Origin of the sequence: Flavobacterium procerum (assembly GCF_042431625.1) — a bacterium.
GTDB classification, from domain to species: domain Bacteria; phylum Bacteroidota; class Bacteroidia; order Flavobacteriales; family Flavobacteriaceae; genus Flavobacterium; species Flavobacterium procerum.
The window spans coordinates 675,151-698,751 of sequence record NZ_JBHLYW010000010.1 but is presented as its reverse complement, the minus strand read 5'-3'; the positions used below and the strand labels follow the sequence as shown (position 1 = coordinate 698,751).

Annotated in this window: 23 protein-coding genes; 7 read left to right on the top strand and 16 right to left on the bottom strand. The window is 33.9% G+C overall.

The features are described 5' to 3' along the window. The first annotated feature begins 4 nt into the window (after positions 1 to 4). Entirely contained in the window at positions 5 to 784 is a 780-nt protein-coding gene (gene lolB1, locus ACFFLS_RS17465) for a lipoprotein insertase outer membrane protein LolB1 (RefSeq protein WP_379684228.1), read from the top strand. 23 nt (positions 785 to 807) lie between these two features. Continuing rightward, positions 808 to 2,061 (top strand): murein hydrolase activator EnvC family protein, encoded by a 1,254-nt coding sequence (locus tag ACFFLS_RS17460; protein WP_379684229.1) that lies wholly within the window; start codon positions 808 to 810, stop codon positions 2,059 to 2,061. A 35-nt stretch (positions 2,062 to 2,096) separates the two neighbouring features. Here the strand turns inward: ACFFLS_RS17460 and ACFFLS_RS17455 are convergent, their stop codons facing one another. Beyond that, complete coding sequence (locus tag ACFFLS_RS17455) at positions 2,097 to 2,516, bottom strand: CBS domain-containing protein (protein WP_379684230.1); 420 nt, start codon at positions 2,514 to 2,516, stop codon at positions 2,097 to 2,099. A gap of 191 nt (positions 2,517 to 2,707) precedes the next feature. On the opposite strand from ACFFLS_RS17455, the gene rbfA reads away from it, so the two are divergent. The 5 genes from rbfA (at position 2,708) to ACFFLS_RS17430 (ending at position 6,566) form a co-directional block, all read left to right on the top strand. Further along, entirely contained in the window at positions 2,708 to 3,100 is a 393-nt protein-coding gene (gene rbfA / locus ACFFLS_RS17450; protein WP_379684231.1) for a 30S ribosome-binding factor RbfA, read from the top strand. 1 nt (position 3,101) lies between these two features. Then, positions 3,102 to 4,301, top strand: coding sequence for an ABC transporter permease (locus tag ACFFLS_RS17445; RefSeq protein ID WP_379684232.1), 1,200 nt, complete (start codon positions 3,102 to 3,104; stop codon positions 4,299 to 4,301). 173 nt (positions 4,302 to 4,474) lie between these two features. Beyond that, positions 4,475 to 5,902 (top strand): MATE family efflux transporter, encoded by a 1,428-nt coding sequence (locus tag ACFFLS_RS17440; protein WP_379684234.1) that lies wholly within the window; start codon positions 4,475 to 4,477, stop codon positions 5,900 to 5,902. A 119-nt stretch (positions 5,903 to 6,021) separates the two neighbouring features. Further along, on the top strand, positions 6,022 to 6,279 hold the full coding sequence (locus tag ACFFLS_RS17435) for a type II toxin-antitoxin system Phd/YefM family antitoxin (RefSeq protein WP_379684235.1): 258 nt from the start codon (positions 6,022 to 6,024) through the stop codon (positions 6,277 to 6,279). Positions 6,280 to 6,287: 8 nt separating this feature from the next. After that, on the top strand, positions 6,288 to 6,566 hold the full coding sequence (locus tag ACFFLS_RS17430) for a Txe/YoeB family addiction module toxin (protein ID WP_379684236.1): 279 nt from the start codon (positions 6,288 to 6,290) through the stop codon (positions 6,564 to 6,566). Positions 6,567 to 6,609: 43 nt separating this feature from the next. On the opposite strand, the gene dusB is transcribed toward ACFFLS_RS17430, so the two are convergent. From dusB to ACFFLS_RS17355, 15 genes are all read right to left on the bottom strand, one after another. Continuing rightward, entirely contained in the window at positions 6,610 to 7,602 is a 993-nt protein-coding gene (dusB, locus tag ACFFLS_RS17425) for a tRNA dihydrouridine synthase DusB (RefSeq protein ID WP_379684237.1), read from the bottom strand. 149 nt (positions 7,603 to 7,751) lie between these two features. Continuing rightward, positions 7,752 to 9,041, bottom strand: coding sequence for a flexirubin biosynthesis putative acyl-CoA ligase FlxY (gene flxY, locus ACFFLS_RS17420; protein ID WP_379684238.1), 1,290 nt, complete (start codon positions 9,039 to 9,041; stop codon positions 7,752 to 7,754). Then, positions 9,038 to 10,702 carry a C45 family autoproteolytic acyltransferase/hydrolase gene (locus ACFFLS_RS17415; RefSeq protein WP_379684239.1) on the bottom strand — a complete coding sequence of 555 codons (1,665 nt, stop codon included), beginning with the start codon at positions 10,700 to 10,702 and terminating at the stop codon, positions 9,038 to 9,040. The genes flxY and ACFFLS_RS17415 overlap by 4 nt, the downstream gene beginning before the upstream one ends. A 6-nt stretch (positions 10,703 to 10,708) precedes the next feature. After that, positions 10,709 to 12,226 (bottom strand): phytoene desaturase family protein, encoded by a 1,518-nt coding sequence (locus tag ACFFLS_RS17410; RefSeq protein ID WP_379684240.1) that lies wholly within the window; start codon positions 12,224 to 12,226, stop codon positions 10,709 to 10,711. Continuing rightward, complete coding sequence (locus tag ACFFLS_RS17405) at positions 12,226 to 15,906, bottom strand: 1-acyl-sn-glycerol-3-phosphate acyltransferase (protein ID WP_379684241.1); 3,681 nt, start codon at positions 15,904 to 15,906, stop codon at positions 12,226 to 12,228. The genes ACFFLS_RS17410 and ACFFLS_RS17405 overlap by 1 nt, the downstream gene beginning before the upstream one ends. A gap of 97 nt (positions 15,907 to 16,003) precedes the next feature. Next, positions 16,004 to 17,182 carry a DUF2062 domain-containing protein gene (locus ACFFLS_RS17400; protein WP_379684242.1) on the bottom strand — a complete coding sequence of 393 codons (1,179 nt, stop codon included), beginning with the start codon at positions 17,180 to 17,182 and terminating at the stop codon, positions 16,004 to 16,006. 19 nt (positions 17,183 to 17,201) lie between these two features. Further along, positions 17,202 to 17,687: a hypothetical protein gene (locus ACFFLS_RS17395; RefSeq protein ID WP_379684243.1), complete on the bottom strand. Its 486-nt coding sequence runs from the start codon at positions 17,685 to 17,687 to the stop codon at positions 17,202 to 17,204. Between the two features lie 2 nt (positions 17,688 to 17,689). Then, positions 17,690 to 18,061 carry an ApeI family dehydratase gene (locus tag ACFFLS_RS17390; RefSeq protein WP_379684244.1) on the bottom strand — a complete coding sequence of 124 codons (372 nt, stop codon included), beginning with the start codon at positions 18,059 to 18,061 and terminating at the stop codon, positions 17,690 to 17,692. Between the two features lie 10 nt (positions 18,062 to 18,071). Next, complete coding sequence (locus tag ACFFLS_RS17385) at positions 18,072 to 18,683, bottom strand: outer membrane beta-barrel protein (RefSeq protein WP_379684245.1); 612 nt, start codon at positions 18,681 to 18,683, stop codon at positions 18,072 to 18,074. 4 nt (positions 18,684 to 18,687) lie between these two features. Beyond that, entirely contained in the window at positions 18,688 to 19,287 is a 600-nt protein-coding gene (locus tag ACFFLS_RS17380; RefSeq protein WP_379684246.1) for a porin family protein, read from the bottom strand. Positions 19,288 to 19,323: 36 nt separating this feature from the next. Next, complete coding sequence (lolB2, locus tag ACFFLS_RS17375; protein ID WP_379684247.1) at positions 19,324 to 19,959, bottom strand: flexirubin biosynthesis protein LolB2; 636 nt, start codon at positions 19,957 to 19,959, stop codon at positions 19,324 to 19,326. After that, entirely contained in the window at positions 19,925 to 20,554 is a 630-nt protein-coding gene (gene lolA2, locus ACFFLS_RS17370; protein WP_379684248.1) for a flexirubin biosynthesis/transport protein LolA2, read from the bottom strand. The genes lolB2 and lolA2 overlap by 35 nt, the downstream gene beginning before the upstream one ends. After that, positions 20,544 to 21,320 carry a polysaccharide deacetylase family protein gene (locus ACFFLS_RS17365; RefSeq protein WP_379684249.1) on the bottom strand — a complete coding sequence of 259 codons (777 nt, stop codon included), beginning with the start codon at positions 21,318 to 21,320 and terminating at the stop codon, positions 20,544 to 20,546. Before ACFFLS_RS17365 ends, lolA2 begins: the two co-directional genes overlap by 11 nt. Further along, on the bottom strand, positions 21,307 to 22,380 hold the full coding sequence (locus ACFFLS_RS17360) for a beta-ketoacyl synthase N-terminal-like domain-containing protein (protein WP_379684250.1): 1,074 nt from the start codon (positions 22,378 to 22,380) through the stop codon (positions 21,307 to 21,309). The genes ACFFLS_RS17365 and ACFFLS_RS17360 overlap by 14 nt, the downstream gene beginning before the upstream one ends. After that, on the bottom strand, positions 22,380 to 23,576 hold the full coding sequence (locus ACFFLS_RS17355) for a beta-ketoacyl-[acyl-carrier-protein] synthase family protein (RefSeq protein ID WP_379684251.1): 1,197 nt from the start codon (positions 23,574 to 23,576) through the stop codon (positions 22,380 to 22,382). Before ACFFLS_RS17355 ends, ACFFLS_RS17360 begins: the two co-directional genes overlap by 1 nt. Positions 23,577 to 23,601: the final 25 nt, after the last annotated feature.

Genomic DNA, 23,601 nt, shown 5'->3' with positions numbered 1-23,601 from the left:
TCAAATGAAAAAATATATAGCGATAGCATTCATTTCGATTTCATTAATTTCTTGTAAATCGAAAATGACCGCAGTTCAGAACAGCCCAACCGAAACGGTCGCATCAAAAGAAGACAAAAAGGTTATAGAAAAGCATTACGAGAACAAATTAAATTTTTCTACATTATACATAAAAGCCAGTGCCAAATATGTTGACGAAAAACAAAGCCAGAATGTAACTGCAGAAATTCGTATCGAAAGAGACAAACAGATTCTGATAAGTGTTCGTTTTTTAGGAATTACAATGGCAAAAGCATTGATTACGCCTTCGGCAGTAAGTTATTACGAAAAAATAAACGGTACCTATTATGAAGGTGATTTTTCTAGTTTAAGCAAATGGCTTGGTACTGAGTTGGATTATAATAAAGTACAGAATCTGTTGCTAGGTGAAGCTTTTGATGATTTGAGAAAAGGTAAATATACGCAGACAATTGTAGAAAATCTTTTTCGTTTGGAAGAAGAAAAAGACAATAAGCTGAAAAAATCATTTTACCTAGATGCCGAAAAATATTTGATTCAAAAAGAAGAAATTTCACAGCCTTCAGAAAATAGGACATTGCAAATTTCATATTCGGACAACAAGGTTTTTGATCAAGGAACCATTCCGACTGCAATCGAAATCAATGCGTTACAGCCAAAAGGCAAAACGAATATTAATTTGAATTACACTAATATTTCATTTAATGAACAACTTTCTTTTCCGTACAGTGTTCCGAACGGTTATAAAAAAGTTATAATTAATTAAATTTGCAATAAAGTAAAATAAACATGCCAAAATTTCTCCTAAGCCTAGTTTTAATTTGTGCCACTACATTAGTATGGGCGCAGGATTCGCAGCAAGAAAAACTGGAACAGCGAAAAGCTCAGATTCAGCAGGAAATCAGAGATAATGAAAAAATGCTGCAGTCTGTTCGAAAGAGAGAAAAATCTGCCGTAAACGAATATTTGATTCAAGCGAATAAAATTAAGCTTAAAGAAAAATTAATCAATACTACTGCAAAACAAGAAAGGCTGCTTAGTAATGATATGTATATTAATCAGGTTCAGGTAAATAAGCTTAAAAAAGAACTTAAAGTTTTAAAAGAAGATTATGCCGAAATGATTCTAAAATCATATAAAAGTCGATCAGAGCAAAGCCGTGCCATGTTTATTTTGTCTTCTGAAAGTTTTCTTCAGGCTTATAAAAGAGCACAGTATTTAAAACAATATACGAATTACAGAAAAAACCAAGGTTTAGAAATACAGTCAAAAACCACACAATTGCTTGACTTTAATGCCAAATTAGATGGACAAAGGCAGGTTAAAAAGAAAATTATTGTTGAAAACCAAAAAGAGAAAGTGACGCTTGAGGTTGAAAAAAAGGAACAGCAAAAATTGGTTAATGAGCTTAAAAAAGATAAAAATAAAATTGCAGCAGATATTCGTTCCAAACAAAGTGAATCAAAAAGAATCGACAAACAAATTGATCGCTTAATTCGTGAAGCAATTGCCGAAGCCAATAGAAAAGCAGCTGCAGAAAGAGCAAAAGCAAATCCTGGTTCGAACGAAACAAAAGCACCGGTTTCATCTTCTAAAATTGCTTTGACTCCAGAAGACAAAATTTTGGCAGCAGATTTTAAAGCAAATAGAGGAAGACTACCGTGGCCTGTAGAAAAAGGATTTATTTCATTAGGTTATGGAGATCAGCCCCATCCGTTGCATCCTTCTCTGACAGTTCATAATTCTGGAGTGGAGATTACAACAGAAGAAGGAGCAAATGCTCGTGCAGTTTTTGAGGGAGAAGTTTCAAAAGTGATTGTATTGTCCCCTGTAAACAAAGCAGTTGTAATTCAGCACGGAGATTTTTTCACGGTTTATCAAAATTTAAGCTCTGTATCGGTTAGTCAGGGAGATAAAGTAAATATCAAGCAAAGTATCGGAAAAGTACGAACAAGTGGTGACACAGGAAAAACGATTATTAAATTTTTGATTCTTCAGAATACTTCTAACAATAATCCGGAAGGCTGGTTGCAAAGCAGATAAAAAATAAAAGGAGCAAATTTGCTCCTTTTTTTATGTTAATCGTATTGTTCTAAAAAATACTTGAGAACATCGGTTGTGGTTACAATTCCTTTTAAGGTGCCATTTTCCACTACAGGCAGGGCATGAAATTCTTCTTTAACAAAAATCTCAGCTAAATCTCTGATGATTAAATCCGGAGAAACTGTTTTAGGTTTTGAAGTCATAACCTGAGGAATGGTCAACATTTGAAGTATGGCTTCGTCAGCTCCGTCCTGTCCATCAAACAAAGCCCCAAAAGTCAGACGGTTTACATCTGTACGACTGATGATTCCGACTACATCTTTTCCGTTTACAACAGGAATATGGCGAATGGAATTGGCTTTCAGCTTTTCTACTACTTTTTTCAAATCGTCATTTTGATTTACAGTCACAACAGTTTTAGTCATGATGTGACTAAGTGGTTCTCTCTTTTTCATAATAGATACTTTTTTAATTTCTACTCAAAATTGTAAAATAATTCGGATATTTAATATGATTTTTATCACCTTATAACAAATAGTGAAGTATAAAATTATTTTGAAAAAGGTTTCGGAATAGTATATTGTAAATTCGATTTTAGTTGATTTGAAAATGCATCTATTGAATTTAAAAGTATTATTTTTGCAGTATGGAAACAAATAGACAGAAAAAAATAGGTGGCGTCATCCAGAAAGATCTGGTTGATATTTTGCAGGGTGAAATTCGAAAAAACGGAATTACAAATTTGGTCATTTCGGTATCCAAAGTCAGTGTAACTACAGATTTGTCTGTGGCAACGGTATATTTGAGTATTTTTCCACAGGAAAAAGCAAAAGAAACATTAGAAGCAATAAGGACTAATACCAATTTGATAAAACACGATTTGGCACAGCGTGTGCGTCTGCAGTTGCGCAGGGTTCCAAACTTGGTCTTTTTTATTGATGACTCTTTAGATTATATCGAGAAAATTGACAATGCACTTGCTGGAAAAGAAAACCCAATAGAAAATCGTGACCTTTTAGAAAAAAGAAGAAAGTCTTAAATTGAATTTTCCACTATACATAGCCAAACGTTATATTTTTAGCCTCAGCAAAAGCAATGCTATCAATATTATCAATCTTATTGCCAGCTTGGGAATCATTGTTGGTACAATGGCTTTGTTTGTGGTTTTATCTGTTTTTAGCGGTTTAAAAGTCTTCAGTCTTTCATTTACAAATGAAATTGATCCCGATTTGAAAGCCGTAAGCACCTATGGAAAATCGTTTTATATTACTCCCGAGCAGGAAAAAGAAATAAAGCAAATTGACGGAATCGCTTCTTACACCAAAATTATAGAAGAACGTGTTTTGTTTTTATTCAAAGACAAACAACAGGTAACCTACCTAAAAGGCGTAGACAGCAATTATCCGATAGTAAATAATGTCAGAAAAAAACTCTTTAATGGACTGTGGCTTAAGTCAGATAGTTTCCAGGTTGTAATCGGTTACAGTATGGCGCAGAATTTTTCGATGGGAATTCTTGATTTTGAAAATCCATTACAGGTTTTTGCTCCAAAACCAGGAAAAGGGGCCATTGAAAATCCTGAGGAAGCATTCAATAAAACCGATGTTATGCCGGTTGGAATTTATTCGATAAGTGAAGAATTGGATTCAAAATACGTATTTGCCGATTTGGGACTTACACAAGAATTATTGATGTACAAGCCGAATCAGATTTCAGGAATTGAATTTAAACTGAATGAAGACGCGGATGAAGTAGTAATTAATTCGAAACTTAAAAAGATTTTTGCCAATAAAATTACACTCAGGAATCGTGCACAACTCAATGAATCTTTGTATAAAATGCTGAACACGGAGAACATTGTAGTCTACCTAATTTTTACATTGGTAATTATTGTAGCCCTTTTTAATTTGGTCGGAGCATTAATTATGATGATTCTCGAGAAAAAAGGAAACCTGAAAACGCTCTTCAATCTAGGAATAGAATTAAGCAGTTTAAGAAGAATATTTATTTTACAAGGAACTTTATTAAGCATTTTTGGAGGTTTGATAGGTCTTGCTCTAGGAATTATTCTAGTACTCCTGCAACAAAAATATGAGTTGATAATGCTGACAGCGACCTTGGCCTATCCAGTAGTTTTTACTCTTGAAAATGTAGCTATAGTAATGATAACCATAGTCTCTCTTGGATTTGTGGCGTCCCTAATTGCAAGCAGCAGAGTCACCAAAAAGCTGTTAGATTAATATTTGTACTAAAAAATATTACTTATATTTACTTCCTTAAAAATCTACAGCATATGATTGTTTCTGTCTAATCCTATTTTATTTTTAAGAATAATTAGGATACTTACGTTTACTTTTTTAGTTCAGATTGAAAAATATATCTGGACCATTATATTATTTATCCTAAATATATCATGACAGAAACAACTATAAAGAAAAGTTTTTTTTCTAAAATTTTCACCACTTTAAAACAAGCCTTAAAAGGAGACGAATCATTTGATTATACTTCTGGAAGCATCAAAAAAGCTGTAATTCTATTGGCCATTCCAATGGTTTTAGAAATGATGATGGAATCGGTTTTTGCATTAGTCGATTTGTATTTCGTTGGGCATTTAGAAGAAAGCAGTTTTGCCATTCAGACTGTCGGTTTAACCGAATCGGTCTTGACTGTAATTTATTCGCTCGCTATCGGAATGAGCATGGCGGCGACAGCAGTTGTAGCCAGAAGAATAGGAGAAAAGGATTCCATCGCTGCGGCAAAAGCGGGAATGCAGGCTATTATTATTGCATTTGCAGTAAATAGCATTATGAGCATTTTCGGAATTATTTACGCAAAAGATATTCTGATTTTAATGGGTTCTTCATTAGAATCAGCCGAACATGGTTACCGATTTACACAAATTATGATTGGTTCCAGTTTGTGCATTATGCTTTTGTTCTTGATTAATGGAATTTTCCGTGGCGCAGGAAATGCGGCAATTGCAATGAAAAGTCTTTGGATTGCCAATATCTGCAATATCATTCTATGTCCGATTTTAATTAATGGTTTCGGATCAATTCCCGCTTTCGGACTAATCGGTGCCGCTTTGGCAACAAGTATCGGAAGAAGTATTGGTGTTTTATATCAAGTGTATCATTTGTTCTTTGGAAATGGAGTTTTGAAAATCAAAATATCTTATTTCGCTCCAGATTTTCCACAAATAAAAGCATTAGTAAAAATCGCAGCTCCGGGAATCTTACAATTTGTAATTGCTTCTTGCAGTTGGATTTTCTTAGCTCAATTAGTAGCGACAACGGGAGGCGACCATGGTTCTGCGGGTTATCAAACTGCCCTTAGAGTTATGATGTTTTTTATTCTTCCGGCTTGGGGATTAAGCAATGCAGCAGCGACTTTGGTTGGACAGAACTTAGGAGCAAATCAAGTTGAACGCGCCGAAAAATCGGTTTATACAACGGCACGGTACAATGTAATTTTCATGGCGTCGATTATGGTTATTACATTAGGTTTTGCTAATCCTATTATTTCGTTTTTTATAGATGATAAAATAGATATCAGGATTGCGGTAGAAGCTTTACAAATAATGAGCATCGGATTTATTTTCTACGGAATTGGAATGGTTTTGATTAATACTTTTAATGGAGCAGGAGATACCTGGACACCAACCGGAATCAATTTCTGTGGATTTTGGCTATTTCAGATTCCGATGGCATATGTGTTAGCGAAACATTTTAATATGGGGCCAACAGGAGTTTTTATCGCCATTCCGGTTGCCGAAACTGCGATTACTTTGGCAGGAATCTTTTTCTATAAAAGAGGAAAATGGAAAAGGATTCAGGTCTAATGAAACTAAAAATGGCGTCAAATATTTGACGCCATTTTATTAAAGTTAAATATTTTATAAAAGAAGTTTTGAAAAACAAAATATTGTACATTTGAACGTACAATTTAAAGTGCTAAATTATGAAGGCAATCTCAATATCAACACTAAGGAAAAATATTAAAAATTATTTTGATGAAGTAGCAGAATCATCAGAAATAATTGTAGTTCCTAGAAATTCTGAAGAAGATGCAGTAGTAATAATTTCAATAAAAGAATATAATTCAATATTAGAAACACAGCATTTGTTATCTACAAAAGCTAATAGAAAACGCCTTTCGGAATCTATGGAACAACTGGAGAATGGAAAGATGATATCTTATAATATTGACGAATTATAAAGTTTGATATGGATATTTGTTTTACTGAAAATGGATGGGAAGATTTTGAATATTGGATTGAAAATGATACAGACACGGTATTAAAAATAAAAGAATTAATTAAATCAGCTAGACAAAATCCTTTTAAAGGAATTGGGAAACCAGAACCTTTGCGACATGACTTAAAAAGTTTCTGGTCTAGAAGAATTAATGGAGAGCATCGATTAGTTTATAAAGTATCAGGAACAAAAGGAACGGATCAAAAGTGTATTATATTACAATGTCGATTTCACTATGATGATAAATAAAAAAAGACCTTCAACAATATTGTGAAGGTCTTTTTTTATATTTTTAAACAAATTCATATCCAGCGTAAACCTGTTCAATTTCTTTCATAATAGCAAATAAATCTTCAGGCGCATCGGTTGTAACTAATTTTTGTTTGAATTCTTTGAAGGAATGAATTCCCTTGAAATAGTTGGTATAATGACGGCGCATTTCTACAATTCCCAAACGTTCGCCTTTCCATTCCATAGACCATTTTAGATGATTTCTGGCTGCTTCTACACGGTCAATAACCGTTGGAGCTGGCAAGTGTTCTCCTGTTTTGAAATAGTGCTTTATTTCGTTAAAAATCCACGGATATCCAATCGCCGCACGACCAATCATGATTCCGTCAATTCCGTATTCATTTTTATATTGTAATGCTTTTTCAGGACTGTCGATATCGCCGTTTCCGAAAATAGGCATTGTAATTCTTGGGTTATTTTTTACACGTGCAATATGCGACCAGTCAGAATGTCCCTTATACATTTGCGCACGAGTTCTGGCGTGAATTGTCAAAGCTTGAACACCAATATCCTGAAGTCTTTCAGCAACTTCATCAATATTGATAGAATTTTCATCCCAACCCAAACGTGTTTTTACTGTAACAGGCAAATCAGTGCCTTTGATAACCGCTTTGGTTAGACGAACCATCAAATCAACATCTTTTAAAACTCCGGCTCCGGCACCACGACAAACCACTTTTTTTACTGGACATCCAAAATTAATATCCACTAAGTCTGGTTTCACCGTAGAAACTATTTTAGACGACATTTCCATCGCTTCTTCATCACCACCAAAAATCTGAATTCCAACAGGACGTTCGTAATCAAAAATATCCAGCTTCATACGGCTTTTTATAGCGTCACGAATCAATCCTTCCGATGAAATAAATTCAGAATACATCATGTCGGCACCGTGCGTTTTGCATAATCTGCGAAACGGCGGATCACTGACGTCTTCCATCGGTGCGAGTAATAAAGGAAATTCGGGTAATTCTATGTTGCCAATCTTGACCATCTTCATAATTTTTTGCAAAATTACAACATTTAGTTCAATTTGTACCAAATTGAGGTTCAAAGGTTCAAAGAGACAAAGGTTCAAAGGTTTTTTATCAAGCTATTACATAGCCTTTGTCCCTTTGAACCTTTGCCTCTTTGTACCTAATACTAAGATCTATAGTCGAAAAATCGAATTGGTTTTCTGCTCATTGGATTAAAAACCAAGGGATTTACGATTTCTTTTGAAGCGAATTCTATTTTTGGAGTTACTCTCAGTTTGGCTCTAAAGTGATCTTTAATTTCTTGTAAGAATTCTGGCGATTGGTTTTTTGCAACAATCTTAATCAGAATTTCATCTGTTCCTAAATCGTTAGTTGAAATTTCGATAAGGTGATTTTCAATGGTATCAAAACTGCTCAAAACATCATTCATCGCAGGCGGATAAAGAGTTGTTCCTTTGTATTTGATCATTTGTTTTTTACGTCCAAGAACCGGGCCGACACGCAAAGTGTTTCTGCCGCAAGCACAAGGCTCGTTATGAAACTGAACAATATCTCCAGTTTTAAAACGAAGCAAAGGCATCGCCTCAATTCCTAAAGTGGTAATGGTCAGCTCGCCGGTTTCTCCATTTTTAACAGGTATATTATTTTCGTCTAGAACTTCAACAATGATTAATTCCGGATGATGATGACCGCCTTTTCCGTGTTCACATTCTGTAAAAGCAGTGCTCATTTCGGTAGAAGCATAAGTTGAAAATAGCTTGATGTTCCATTTATCCGTAATTTTTTTCGACAGAATATTCATTGAAAAATCTTGTTCTCTCAAAGATTCTCCAATGCAGATTGCACCTTTTATGCTCGAATTGTTATAATCGATTCCGTGCATTTCTGCGTATTCAATTAATTTCAAAAGAAAAGAAGGAACCGTAATTAAATAGCTTGGATTGTATTTTAAAATCGAGTCCCACTGCATTTCTGGGATTCCCGCGCCAACGCGAATAACACCGACTTTCAGTTTACGAAGACCCAGAAAATAAGCTAAACCAGCCATAAATTTTCTGTCAATTGTGGTCATTAATTGCACCACATCGCCTTCTGCAATTCCCGCGCAAGCAAATGAAATAGCTTCATTATAAGCCAGTCGATCTAAATCAGAATCAGTTAAACCGAATGTAACAGGATCTCCTAAAGTTCCAGATGTTGAAGCATAATCGATAATTTTATGTTGCGGAACACACATAAAATCATCATTATATCGTTGTATATCTTCTTTGGTAGTAACAGGTAAAAATTGTAAATCTTCTATTGTTTTTACTTTCGTAACATCAATATTCTGACCTGCAAAAAGCCTTTTATAAAAAGGAGAATTTGTACTGATATAAGCTAAAAGTTCGGCTAATTTTTTTTCCTGAAAAATTTTAATTTCTTCTAAAGAATCTTTTTCTATTGCTGGAATCATTTTAATTTTCTTTTGATCTTTTTTAAATATTTTTCAATTTGTTCTTTTTCAGGCAAAGTGGTGATTTCTTTGGTCAACGCTTTTTCAAAATTAAGCTGCGCCTGCTTGTATTCTTTTTTTTGGTAAAAATACAACCCTGCTTTATAATACACAACCCAATAATCAGGGTTTAATGATTGATAATTCTCAAGAAACTCAGGAGAAATCGTTTCTTCCTTATCCAGAAACGAATCTATTTTGCGATCTTCAACTCTAAATTTTTTATAATTCTGAAAAGCAGCAGTTTCCAAGAAAGGATCTTTGGCAATATTCAGATTTTCGATTTGAAAAGATTTGATTTCTTTTTTTCTGTTATTAAAAACAGAATTCAAATCATAACACACAAATTCGCCCAATTGATACGGATTTGCCGAAATCCATACTAATTTTTCTTTTGGTTTAAAAATAATTCCATGATGCGCCATTAATTGATTCAATGCTTTTTCAGAACCATAACCCAATTCGATATTTTTTAAACCATTTTTATTTCTAAGAATTTCCGAGGCGATTTCAGGATTTACTTTTTTATTTTCTGCTAAAAGTTCCTGCATTCTTTCAAATCGGTATTCAGAATGACTATTTACTTTTTGCTCCTGATTTCGTTTATCAGCTGCAAAAGCTTCTCCCTGAAAATGATTCGAACAAATTAATTGATCGGTATTTGGAACCTCGTAAACATCCATTTTATCTGGAGCAACTTCAATCAGAATCGCTTTGTTATCAAGAGCGCTTCCAACCATAATAGATTCAGAAACAAAAACTTTTCGTTTTTTTGCAATGGCAATAGCTTCATCTATATTTTTGGCGTGTTGTAAAATTTCGCGTGTCAGAATCGAAATCGGTGTTTTGGCAATCAACGGAATTTTAGATTTCGAAGCATTGATTGTAACCGTAAGTCCTTCTTCGTTCATTCCAGAAACTACACCGATCATTCCGGGCCAAGTGACCATCATAAATTTATGACCTTGTTTTGGATTTATAAAAGCGATGATTTTATTTTCTGCGAATTCATCATTCACATAAAAATCAAAATTTCGTCCGAGGATTAAACTGCCGTCTTCGGTTTTTTCATTCCAAACTGCAAAAGACGAACACCCCACCAATGCCAAATCCTGCAATGCGTGACCGATATCATGCGCGCCGTGGAGGTACAAACTGCGTTGAAAACGGGGCGCAATATTATCAAAATCGGCTGAGCTATATTCTGAAACGCCATAAATTTCTGCCTGAAATTCGTTAGGAACATTTAAATATAATTTTCGATTGTACCAAGTTAAAAATTTGCGTAGAATTTTTTGCTGGAATTCTGACTGTACAAAATCGGTTATTTTTGAAAAAAAAATATGTTGTTGTTTGTTAAGAAGCGAATCGGTCAACGCTCCTGTATTTAAACCAATTTCGAGAGGATCTCCTTCCGCGTAAAGTTCCCAAAGTCCTTGTTTGTTTTTTAAGAATGAATTATTTCCAGAAACAAAAACACTATCTGATATTTTTTTGACAGCAGGTTTTGCAGCATTATAAGCGCTGAGATCTGGTTTGTGATTTTTAGATTTTGAGGTGCCACAGGAAACTATTAGTCCTAAAAAACCAATCAAAACACAATGCAAAATTCGTTTTATCATAATCGTTTATTCAGATTCTTTATTGATTTTGTTTACCAGATATTCTTTTCCAACTATTTCAGAACAGGTATTTACGGCTCCAATCGTAACACCTAAAACGCCATGCATATTGGTACTTTGGCCGGTAAGATACAGATTTTCGAGTTTTGTTTTTACCGGAATCATGGTTTTCATCGGATTATTAGAATCTTTAACATATCCATACATATTTCCGTTATGTCCGCCAATATAATCGCGATACGACAATGGAGTAGAAGTATGTATTGATTTTATGCATTCTCTGATTCCAGGAAATTTGATTTCGATTTCGTTCAAAAATTTGGTGGCTTTTCGGTTTTTAAATTCCTCATAACTTTCGCCACGGTCGCTTTCTTCAGAAGTTGTATTAAAAGTATCGGCCCAAGGTTCGACATCTTTGTATTTCATGTAAGCTAAAAAAGTCATGCCTTCTGCCCAGATTTCTTCTCTTTTAGAAGCATTCATCGAAGCCATATAACTTTTTGGCCAAGAATTTTCATCATATTCCTGAGCCGTCCAAACATCAGAACTATTCTTGAAATGATAAAAATTATGATTGATATATTTGAAGCTTTCTGGTTTAAAAACGATGTATAAACTAAAAGCAGAAATTACATCTTCAAGATCTTGAATGCGATTAAAAAAAGCTTTTCTGAAATTTTCCTGACCAGCCATTTTCAAAGTTGTTTTAGGTTCGATGTTTGAAATGAAAAGCGAACCAGAAACTTGAGTTCCGTCTTTTAAATCAACCGAAACGACTTTGTTGTCTTCTACATTCAACCGAATGACTTCTTTGTATTTATAAAATTCTCCGCCGTATTTTTTGAGCTGTTTTAAAAGCTGTTTAGTAATCTGGCTTCCTCCATTGATGCATCGCCAAGAACTTTGAATATATGAGTTGACCGAAAGGGCATGAACGTAAAAAGGCGATTTGTCAGGAATTCCAGCGTACAAAAAATTTGAACCGGCCAAAACGGCTTTCAGTTTTTCATTTTCACTACAAGAATCAATTATTTCCTTTGCGTTTTGTTCCAGAATTTCGGTATCGTATTTTCCTTCCCAGTTTAAATTATAAAGCGGAAAAGCATCACAGGTTTCTTGTAACTTTTTGCAATAGTTGTTTAGATTCTCTTTTTCGTCCGGGAAAAACGCCGTTAGCTGTTTTACAAAATTTTCATAACCCTGCGCATGTGGATATTCGTTTTGATCGTTTTCAAAAGAAATCATATCGAAACGATCTTCATCTAGTTTTTTAAGATTCAGTTGCTCGATGATGCCGAGATATTTGAAATATTTGTAAAGATTCTGTCCTTTTTCTAACCCGCCGATATAATGAATTCCGGTATCGAAAATCGTTTTGTCGCGAACAAAAGTTTGTAGATTTCCGCCGTATTGATTGTTTTTTTCGAGTACACAAACGCTGTAGCCTTCTTTAGCCAAAATGATAGACGAAACCAAGCCGCCTAAACCACTGCCAATAATCACTACGTCGTATTGTTGTTTCATTATTTTTTAGTCAAAACGATTATATTACTTTCTTCAGAAACTATTTCAAAATCAGAATCAACCAACTGATTTTTCAAGCCGGAACAATTAATTAGGATTATTCTAGAAATATTTTGAATAACTTTTTCGATTTCATTTTTAAGACTTTCATCAGAAACCAAAAGAATATCATATAGATTTTCAGATGCTGATTCTAATTGATCGAGATATTCTATTTTTCTCTTTTTAAGGAAATAATTCGTTTTGGCAACCAGTGTTTTTTCTTCATCATTAATAAAAGAAACTATTTTTCGCTGCGGTTCCTGTAAAGAAAGCAAAACATCCAATTGTCCGTAATCATTTCCTAAATGCAGGATTTTTGCTTTTGGATCAATGTATTTATTTAAATTATAATACGTTTCAAGATTTTGTTTTACATCTTTTTTTACTTCGTTTCCAATTTCGATTTCTTTATAATCGTAACTATTGACAAGCATTTTTTTGAAATATTCAGGACCTTCAAGTTCCTGACGGATTTTTCGGTATTCTGCTTTAAAAAACGTACTGATCTGTTTGGTTCTTTCTGTATAATTTTTTCCGAACGAAAGATCCTCAGGTCTTATTCTTTCTAAAATTGTAACAGTAAGCCAGCTTTTGTGAATTACAAAATCGCCCTTCGGAATTGCTTCTGAAGCGCCATGAATGACAACCGGAATAATGTCAAGATTGAATTCTTGTGCTAGGAAAAAAGCTCCTTTATGGAATCGTTTTATAACATTGCTTTCAGAACGAGTTCCTTCTGGGAAAACCATTAACGAATAACCTTCTTCTACTTTTTTACGCAGATGCTCAACACCGCCTTCGATACCTTCAGAAACAGGATAAAAACCTGCTTTTCTAACAAGACCGCCAAAAATAGGAGAGTTGTAAACCCAGTCGCTTACCAGAAAAATAATTTTAGGACTCAGACTTCCCATGGCAAGAATGTCTACAAACGATGAATGATTTGCGATTATTACCGCTGGTTTTTTGAAAGTTTCATGGTAATTATTGACAATTCTTTTACGGATAAAAGGATTCGTATATAATACCGATTTCATCAATTTTGAAACAAAATAACGGAATCCCTTCATTTTTGTTTTCGCTTTAAGCGGAATAATTGGCAACAAAGTCACACTGAAAATCGACATTAAGATGCCACCCAATCCATAATAAGTAAACGAAATCACTCCATGAATAAAAGTTCGTAATTTAAATGGCGGATTTCCATTTTTAGGGCGATTCGACAAAAATAATTTGAACAAAATCGGATAAAAAATGAACGTGATGATCAAAGCTGCAAAAACCCCGATTAATGAAACTGACGAAATAGAAGTCAGTGCGGGATGTTTGGCAAAAATCATTGCGCCGATTCCTAAAATAGTCGTAATTACTGCCAGAATAATCGAAGTTCTGTAAACAGCAATTTCATTTTTTCCGTTGGTATATTCTTTTTGTAAAGCACTGGTCATGAAAATACTAAAATCAACTCCGTGACCAAAAATCAGTGTGCAGACAATCATACTGAATATATTCATCTGAATGCCAAAAATGCCCATAATTCCTGCGGTGACAATTCCGGTTAACGCAATCGGAATACAGCTTATAATTACCAATTCGATTCTTCTAAAAAAGAAAAACAAAATTAGGATTACAGCCACAAACGAATAATTGACTAATGAATTAAAATCGGTTTTCAAAGTGCTGAAAAACGTTTCATTCATCTGCTGACGGTCAATCGCAATCAGGTTTTCTTTGGCCGAAGCCGATTTTACAAAAGCATCTCGCTGTTCCGGAGATACTTTTACTAAAGTTGAGATCGTATAAAAACCATTTTTTTCAGTTACAAATTCTTTCAACTGTAACGCCTGAATTTTTAAATATTCGTCGGCTAAAACGGGCTTGAAATCAAAATCTAAATGATCAAAAAATTGAGAGTACGTTGTGGGCTTAAATCCGAGTTTAGAACCTTCGGAAATTAATTCTGATTTTAGGAATTGTTTTTTTTGAATGTTCCAGAACGAATTCCATTTTTCAATTTTTTGCTGTTGCGCGTCCTGAGAAATCATAATGCCGCCAACAGAACTGAAATTCAATATTTTATTATTGTTTTTTTCGTTTGATAAATCTGCAAAAAGATGGCTGTTATGATGTAAAGCTTCTTCGAGGCTTTTTCCGTACGAAGCCAGATAAATGGTTTTTGATGTTAAACTGGTGCTTTCTTCCAGTTGTTTTTCGGCCGATTTAATTTCTTTCGGAACAAAATTAAGTTGTGATAAGTCGTTATTAAAGCCAACATCGTTGTAAGTAAAAAAGCAGATAATCGTAATAATAACGCAGAACCCGATTAAGAATTTATTATTGTGAAAAGAAAAATGAGCCATTTTATCGATGACATTTTTCTTGTGTTCTGTTTGATTTTCTTTCGGTTTGTACAAATGCGGTACAATCAAAAGAGAGAATACTGCTGAAGCCATAACAATAACAGCAGCAAAAATTCCGAGATCATTCAGTGCATCCGATTTTACAAAAAGTAGACATAAGAAAGCAACAGCCGTTGTAGAACTGCTCATAATAACGGGCATCGTAATGTCTTTGTACAACGTTTTTACGTCGCTATTATGTTTGTAATGCGTTAGTATATGAATAGAATAATCGATTGTGATTCCTAGTAAGATAGATCCGATTCCGAGTGAAATTGCCGAAATCTGCTCTCTGACGAAATACAAAAAGGCAACGGCAAATAAGCCTCCAAAGACTGTTGGAAGAAAAATGATTAACGGAATCAGAATTTTTCTGTAAAACAAAATCAGAATCAGCATTAAGGTAAACATCGCGATTGAGGTTGTCAGCACGATGTCGCTTTTAATCTGTTTTGCGTTGGCAGCTGCAATTAAGGCAGAACCAAAATAGGTTACAGATGTTTTTCCTTTAAACTGCGTATTTAAATTTTTCTGAATCGATTGCAGTTTTTCAGCAAATATGCTGTTTTTTTCAGTTTCGCTAGATGAAATATCAGAAGTCAGAAAAAGCAATAATTTCTTTTTGTCTTTGGTCATTACAAAACCATTCTCAAGGGTAAAATCGTCGCCGATGTTTAGTTGTTGTAATTTTTTTAAGGCAATAAAAGAGATTCCAAGCGGATCCTGAAGGATAAAATTTTTGGTAACAAATCCAGAAGGCGAAATAATCGATTTGTAATTTCCTTGAACCGTTGCCGCAATACTGTCTTTTTGCAGTTTGTTTTCGATAGCAGCATAATCTTTATCATCGAGAAAAAGCGGTAGATTGTTGTAGACAAAATCAATGGTTTCTTGAATATTTTCTTCGTCTATTTTTCCTTGAATTCCAGTGATATAAGATTTGCAAGATGTAGAGACACTATCTGAAAAAACAGCAGCCATTTCTTTTAAATCTTCGGCAGAGCCGTTTTTTTCGAGCTTAAAAATAACCGTGGTTTTATCGGCAAAATTGAGCTGTTTTAAAACTTTTGCCGTTACATCTGCTTTTTCGTTTGCTGGAATAAGCTTGGTGATGTCTTCTTCAAATTTAAGCTTCGAAGCAAAAAATCCGAAAACCAAAAGCATCAAAAAAGCCAGTAATACCGAAAGAGATTTTCTTCGATTTACAAATAAATGAATCGCGTAAAAATATTGATGCATGGATTTTTATTTAAAATTTTTCCGCCACGAATTTCACAAATTTTCACGAATTGATTTGTGTTAATTTGTGAAATTTTGGGCAAGAAATAAATATATATTATTCAATGCGTTTTTTGCTGAAAGCGGTCAAAAGCAAATAACTTATAAGACCAGCTGATAGTGCCGAAACGGTTGCTAAAATAAGACTTCCGACGATATATTGAGCAGCATTTTTCTGAATATCGTCAAGTGTCATCGAGCTGTCTAGAAAAAGATGCCCGTCTGAAGGAATGAAGATGCTTCCCATTTTTAAAGAACCATAAATTATAAATGGAATAAAAGGAGGAAAACTCACATTTGAAAATAGAAAAGCAATGACTTTATTGAGCCTGAAAAGTGCTGCGAAAGCGAAAAGAAGCACTGTTTGAAAACCCCAAAAAGGAGAAATACCAATAAAAATTCCCAATGCGATTGCTGCCGATTTTTTAAAATTAGAATCGCTGCTTTCTAAAACATCTTCTAAAAAGAATTTTTTAAAGCCTTTTTTTTTTGCTCTTCTAAAGAAATCGCGAGGTTTGATATACAATAAAGCATTAGTAACCAAAACAGTATTCAAAATACTGATTCGGGTAAAATCTCTAAAAGGGCGAAAATGAGAAACACGTTCTGCAGGATCATACAAAACTTTGATCGGAATGTTTTTTACCACAATTCCTTTCCATGCAGCGCGTACAATTACTTCAATTTCGAACTCAAATTTATTGGTGTAAAATTGTTTTGGAAGCAGTCGCAACGGATATAACCTAAAACCAGACTGTGTATCCTGAAGTTCAATTCCGGTTTCAAACTTAAACCAGAAATTAGAAAATTTGTTGCCAAAACTGCTTTTCTTCGGCACATTTTCTTGTGTCATATTTCTGCTTCCAATTAAAAGTGAATTGGGAGCAGTTTGAATTTCCTCAATGAAACCTAGAATGTCCGATGCAAAATGCTGACCGTCAGAGTCAATTGTGATGGCATATTCGAAATTCAATTCAAGGGCTTTTCTAAAACCGTTTCGAAGCGCTCTTCCTTTTCCTAAATTTTTAGGATGATGAATTTGCGTAAGCTGCGAATATTGTTTTAGGATTTCACCAGTTTCATCTGTCGAACCGTCATTTACTATAATGACATTTGAAGTGAAATCTAAAATAGAATCCAGCACTTTTTTCAATGTTTTCTGATTGTTATAAGTCGGAACAATAACGCAGAAAGAGGTTGAATCGAGCAGATTCTGCTGTGATAAAATAGGTTTCATTGAGGGTTTTTTCTGAGGCTTACTTCACAAACTGTTTCTCTTTTTCAGAGAAGCTTTTAGATTGCAAAACAAAGTCTTTTAAATATTCTTTCAAAGCACCAGTATGCGCAGCATAATGTGTTGTGATGAATTTTTTATCTTCTTTAATATTTTTTTTGTAACCAGTAATAGCCGGAACATCTTCCTGAATACTCAGTCTGATCATTCTCATTTCGATATTGCTTGGGTCGCTTTTAATTGTTGCTTCCAAAAGTTTTGCACCTTCTTTAAAGCGATCGATTTTTTCGCCGATTTTCTTCTCAAATTTAGAATCTACTAAAATAGAAGCGGCTTTGTAGGCTACAAGAATTTTTTCGTCGTTGTTAGAAACGGCAGAAAGTTTTTCAATAAATTCTTTTGCGTTGGTTTCTGACTTTGCAACGTCAGGATAAATTTTTCGGATGGACGCCAAATCCGGAGTAGTGGCAAAACTGATCCATAAAAATAATGATACTAGTAATTTCATAGTTATAATTTTTTATACACATTGCTTAATTTTAAAGCGATGGTTTCGTTAAAATATGTGGTGTTTTTCACCTTTACCAAATCATCTTCTGTGGTTGTAATATCAAGTTCAAGAACCAGCTCCGGAGTTACATTCGGATTTATTAATGCCATAAATTTTACATTCGTAAGTGTTTGAATAAACAGCGAACTTTTTGTTACTGACTCTGTAAGTTCTTTAATAATCTGAATCATGCAAACGCCCGGCATAATTGGATTTCCTGGAAAATGACCATTAAAAACCTCATGTTTGGCATTAACTAATATACGAAAATTATATTTAGTATCCGATGTTTTTTCTTCTGAAAGTACTTTGTAAAAGTCTTTTAAAACCATAATTTATTTTTTATTTTTTTCCGAAAACGTAAGAAACTCCTATTTGAAAAGCAAAACTTGGGCTGTAGTTGTTTTCTTCAAAATAAAAACCATCGTTATAGCTTCCGAAATTGTCTAATATATTTGCCTTAAATCGACCTTCGATTGTTATACCAGATGGTAGTTTGTAACCAAGACCAGTCATAAAACCAAAATCGACATCAGAGTCAGAGTAAGGAAGATTATTTTTCACAATAAAATCTAAAGTTGGACCAAATTGTACTTGAAATCCTGTTTTAAAATTAAATTTATTGATTATTCCAACAGATAAATAATCGATACTAAGATCGCGATAACCAGTTCGTCCAAGATAATTTCCTCCGTCATAGTAATACTCTGTTGTCTCCAGGTTGTTGGCTCCCTGTCTGCTGTAATTAATTTCAGGTTGCAGTGTATAACGTTTGGTTAAATTAATTTCTCCTAAGGCACCGACATAAAAATCTGGTTTAAAGTCTCCGTGAAAACCAATAGTAGATAAACTTAATCCGGCTCTTACTCCCGGTTTAAATGTTACTTGTGATTGTGCAACATTTAGGATTGCAAAAAATGCAAATGTCAAAAGGGCGATTTTTTTTTTCGTCATTGTTTTATTTTACTTTAAATGTATAACTGATTCCAATCTGAAAAACATTGTTTAGAATAACGTCTTCATAGTAATAATCGTCATCTAATCCGTTGTAATTATAAATATCTATAAAGCCTTGTTTAAATCTGGCTTCAAAGGTTAAACCATTTGGAAGTGAATATCCTACACCAGCTGTTATGCTAAAATCTACGCTTGCAGGATTGTATTCATAATCCGGAAAATTATCATCTGTTTTGATGTCTAAAGAAGGTCCGGCTAATATATGAAAACCTTTTCCGCCAAAATGATATTTAGCGACTGCTCCAATCGACACATAATTTAATTCGTATTTTAAATTGCGATATCCAAATCCTCCCACACCGTATTCTCGAACTTCGGCACCTTGTCTGGAATAAAGAACCTCAGGCTGTAAAGTAAAATATCTATTAAATCTGATTGCAATTAATCCTCCTGCATAAAAATCAGTTTTGGGATCACTGGATTCAAAATTGCTAAAGCTCGAAATATTTAAACCTCCCTTAAGCCCTGGGCTCACGGTAACCTGCGCGTGCGATTTTACAAAACCGATAAAAACAAATACAATTACAATAAATTTTCTCATTTTGATTTGATTTAAAGTTTATGATTAGTTTAAATTCTATTCTGATTTAAAATAGTTCAGCTCGATTTTAAGCTTGATATTTTGATGTAAAATTTCGATTTTCTCAGCAAAAATATTGTTTTCTGAATTGAAAAGCAGTGTAAATTTTTCTTTTGTTTTGGATGAATGAACAATCTTCTCTAATTTTTGGTCTTTTTTAGATAAGAAAATATAATTATCGCGACTTCCATCTGCCGATTTGTAAATGTCAGCCGATTCATTTTCAAATTGTTGCTGAATTTCATATTCCTTTTTTAAAAGCAGACGAAAATCTTCTTTTAAAGTATTGATAAGCATTTTTCTGTCTAATTCTGAAACGATAGAATTGACTTTAAAATCGGTTTCCGAAATTTCAAAATCCATTAACTTATTGCCGAATTCTGTTGTAAAAACAATTCGGTGCGTGGTGTCGTTTATTTTCTTGGCAATAAAAATTCCCGACAATTCATTTCCGTAAACGCTGATGTTGGCTTTGTAGACATAGTCTGTTTTCGAGTCAGCAAAATAGGGAACTGTATAAGACGTTTTGTCTAATTTTTTAGGAGTATAATTTTTTGTGACCGAGCCACAAGAAATTAAAATAATTGCCAGAAAGCAATTAATTAGTAAAAACTGAATCGTCGATTTTTGCATTGACTACTTTATTTTTAAGTACAATTCGAGTATAATCTTCAGATGATTCGAGAAGTTTTACCTGAACCACGGTTGCTTCTTCTTTATCAAAAGTAAGCTCAATCTGTTTGATGTATTTTTTAAGCGCAGCATCTTTCGGAATAAATTTTGCCAGATTTTGCCCTTTCAGTTTAAAATACGAAATCGTAAATTCTTTATCGTCAAACATGTTACCGCTTACGCTTCCGATGATTAGCTTATTAATTCGTGAAAAGATTTTACTGTTTCCAATATCTACAGCGCTTTTCTTTCCTTCATCATTAATCAGGATTTTTCCGTTTTTAAAAGTAATGCTGTAATTATAAGGTTTTTTATACTGCCATTGTAGAAGAGCTGGTTCTTTAAAAACCATTTTTCCAGAAGTTTCGATGTCTTTAGCCAGAAAATCCAAATGTTTGTACTGCACAAAATCGGTACTCAAGGTTTTGATTTTTTTTGCCACAACATTTACGTCTTCTTTAAATTGTGCAATTTCTGCCACAGTCATTTTTTGTTCTTGTGCAGTTAAATTGAAAATAGTAAATATTGATAAAAGTAGAAATATTTTAGTTCGCATATGCTTTAAGATTCAAAAGTTCTTCGATTGAAATCACTTCATAATTATGTTGCTGCAAAAATTGCAAAAATTGTTCCAATACCAAAACCGAATGTGATGCCGTATCGTGCAAAAGTACAATTCCTCCGGGAGAAACGCGTTTAATTATTCTTTTGAAAATCAATTCCTGATTTTGAGTACCGCCGTCAAGCGAACGAATATTCCAGCCAATAACCTTATGTCCAGTTTTTTGCAAAGCCCGTCTGATAGAAGGAGTCGTAACTCCATAAGGCGGACGAAAAAAATTTATTTTACTGGAAGTGAATTTCTCAAGCAGCAAATCGGTTTTTACAAGTTCTTCCTTTATTTTGTTTTCATTGTAAAAATCAAAAAATTTAGAATGCGAATAGGAATGATTTCCAACCAAATGTCCTTCGGCTATGACTTTTTGAACAATTTCCGGATGCGCTTCAATATTTTTTCCAATGCAGAAAAAAGTAGCTTTGGCATTGTATTTTTTTAAAAGTTCTAAAACCTCCAAAGTATACAGACTCGGACCATCATCAAAAGTAATGGCGATTTTTTTTTGTATTTCTAACGGATTATTGCAATAGGCTTTTACGTGATAATTAGAAGAAATTATCGAAGATCCGACTGCATTTATTCCAATCCAGATTAAAACGATTCCTAAAAACCACAGAAAATTTACGGTTACATAAAAATTCAGAATATTCAGTATCAGTAAAATAAAGATAAAAAATATCGATATGTTTTTATGCGTTATCATTTCGAAGCAGCGTAAAACTATGATTTTTTCCGTTCAGCTGATTGTATAATAAAACGGTTTTATAAACAGATTTTGTAACCGAATTTACTTTTACGATTTCTGGAATTTCCTGGTTTTTCAAAATTTTAGAAGCCATCCAAAAAGCAAAAGCCGAAGCTGTATCAAATTCGCCGCTCAAATGTTTGTAATATAAAACAGTTGTCTGTGCAAAAGCATTTTCGGCAAGATTTCGATAATAATTTTCGAAAGTAATATTTCCGTCAAAACCTAAAACAACAGCATCGACATCTGAAACTTCAAGATTATTTGATTTTAAGAAAGATTTCATAGCAGACTCAACTTCATTTTCTTCCAGTGTGTTGATTAAATAAACGTCTAGAAGTTCTGCGTATGTGTTTTCTTTTCTTTCGTTTTCTAAAACAAAAAAACTAGCGCCTTCACCATAAACAGCACCGCTTGTTTCAGAATTTAAAACATCGTAAGGAGCATTATTATCTTGTTTAATACGTCCGTTTAGTTTGAAAAGGGCAGTAGTATAATCTCCGTTTTCGTCAACGCCGCCAACTAAAATAGAGTTTGCTTCGTTTTCTTCAATCTGCATTTTAGCATCCAAAAGAGCCGATTCAAAAGAAACAGCACCATTTACGTAAGTAAAATTATAACCTTTGCACTGTTGTAAAAGAGCAATCTGCGCTCCAACAGTATTGTGCGTAGATTGAATAAAAGAAGTGGGGGTTAAGAATTCTTCATTATTGTCTAGAATGCCTTTGAGGAATTTTTCAGAATCTTCTATACAACCTAAGCCAGTTCCGGTTATGATAGCGTCAACTATTTCTAGATTGGCATCTTTCATGGCTAGAGCCGAAGCAACAATACCATTTTTTACACCTTTTGCCATTCGTCGGCTTGCGGCAGGCGAAATGTATTCTTTATAGGCAGGGGGCACAATTGCAAATACATTTTCATCATGATTAACAACAGCTTCTTCTAAAAAAACAGTATCAAATGTTTTTTGAGTTGAAATACAGCCTACTCCATTTATATATGTTTTTTTTGTCATTAGCTTTTTGAAAATATAAGGGTTGAGCAATTTCCTCCAAAACCAAAAGAATTGGATAAAACGTGTTCGATAGTTGTATTTTTTAAGGTAGTTTGTGGTTTCAAATCAAATTCTTCCATTTGAGTTTCAAAATTTAGATTTGGATACACCACATTATTTTGTATCGCCAAAACACTGTAAACAGCTTCAATCGCCGCTGCGGCAGCCAAAGTATGGCCAGTAAAAGGTTTTGTCGAACTAAAATCAGGAACTTTTTCTTCCCCGTAAATGCGGTTAATGGCACGTCCTTCAGATAAATCATTATTTGGAGTGGCCGTTCCGTGTACGTTGATATAATCTATTTGAGAAGGTTTTAAACCCGAAACTTCAAAAGCTTTTTGCATAGCAAGAAAAGCGCCGTCTCCGTTTTCTGAAGAAGCGGTCTGATGAAAAGCATCGTTGGCATTTCCATATCCAGAAACTCTTGCCAAAACTTTTTTGTTTTGTTTTGCCACCACTTCATCCGATTCTAAAACCAGATAAGCTGCAGCTTCACCAAGATTTAATCCTTTTCTGTTATTGTCAAAAGGTTTGTTGTAATCGTCAGATAAAATCATCAAAGTCTTAAATCCGTTGATGGTAAATTTAGCCAAAGCATCTGTACCTCCTACAATTACGCGATCCAGTTTTCCAGTTTTGATTAATCTCGCACCCAACATGATAGAATTTGCGGCAGAAGAACAAGCGGTACTAATTGTAGTAACCAAGCCTTTTAAGCCTAATTCTTCGGCAATTTTTTCTGAAACATCTCCACCATCATGGCAGGTAATATATTTTACCAGTTCCAGTTTTTCGAAATAATCGTAATAATGTTTTTCAGTCATGTCCATACCTCCAACGCTGGTTGCAGATATTAGTCCGGTTCTGAATTCGTTTATAGAGGTAATCCCGGCATTTTGTACAGCTTGTTTTGCTGCCAAAGTACCAATCATTGCAGTTCTAGAAAAATTATTACTGTCATTTAATTGCAATTCAGCGATAAGTTCTTCGTTGGTTTTTTTGATTTCACCTACTTTAATAACATTCGCGTGAATGGTTGAAATATTTTGAATTTCAGAGACACCGATTTTATTTTCGATTAACGAAATGTAATTTTCTTCGACTGAATTTCCAATCGCAGAAATAATTCCCATTCCGGTTATGGCAACACCTTTCATCTAATTTTAGATTTATGATTTTAGA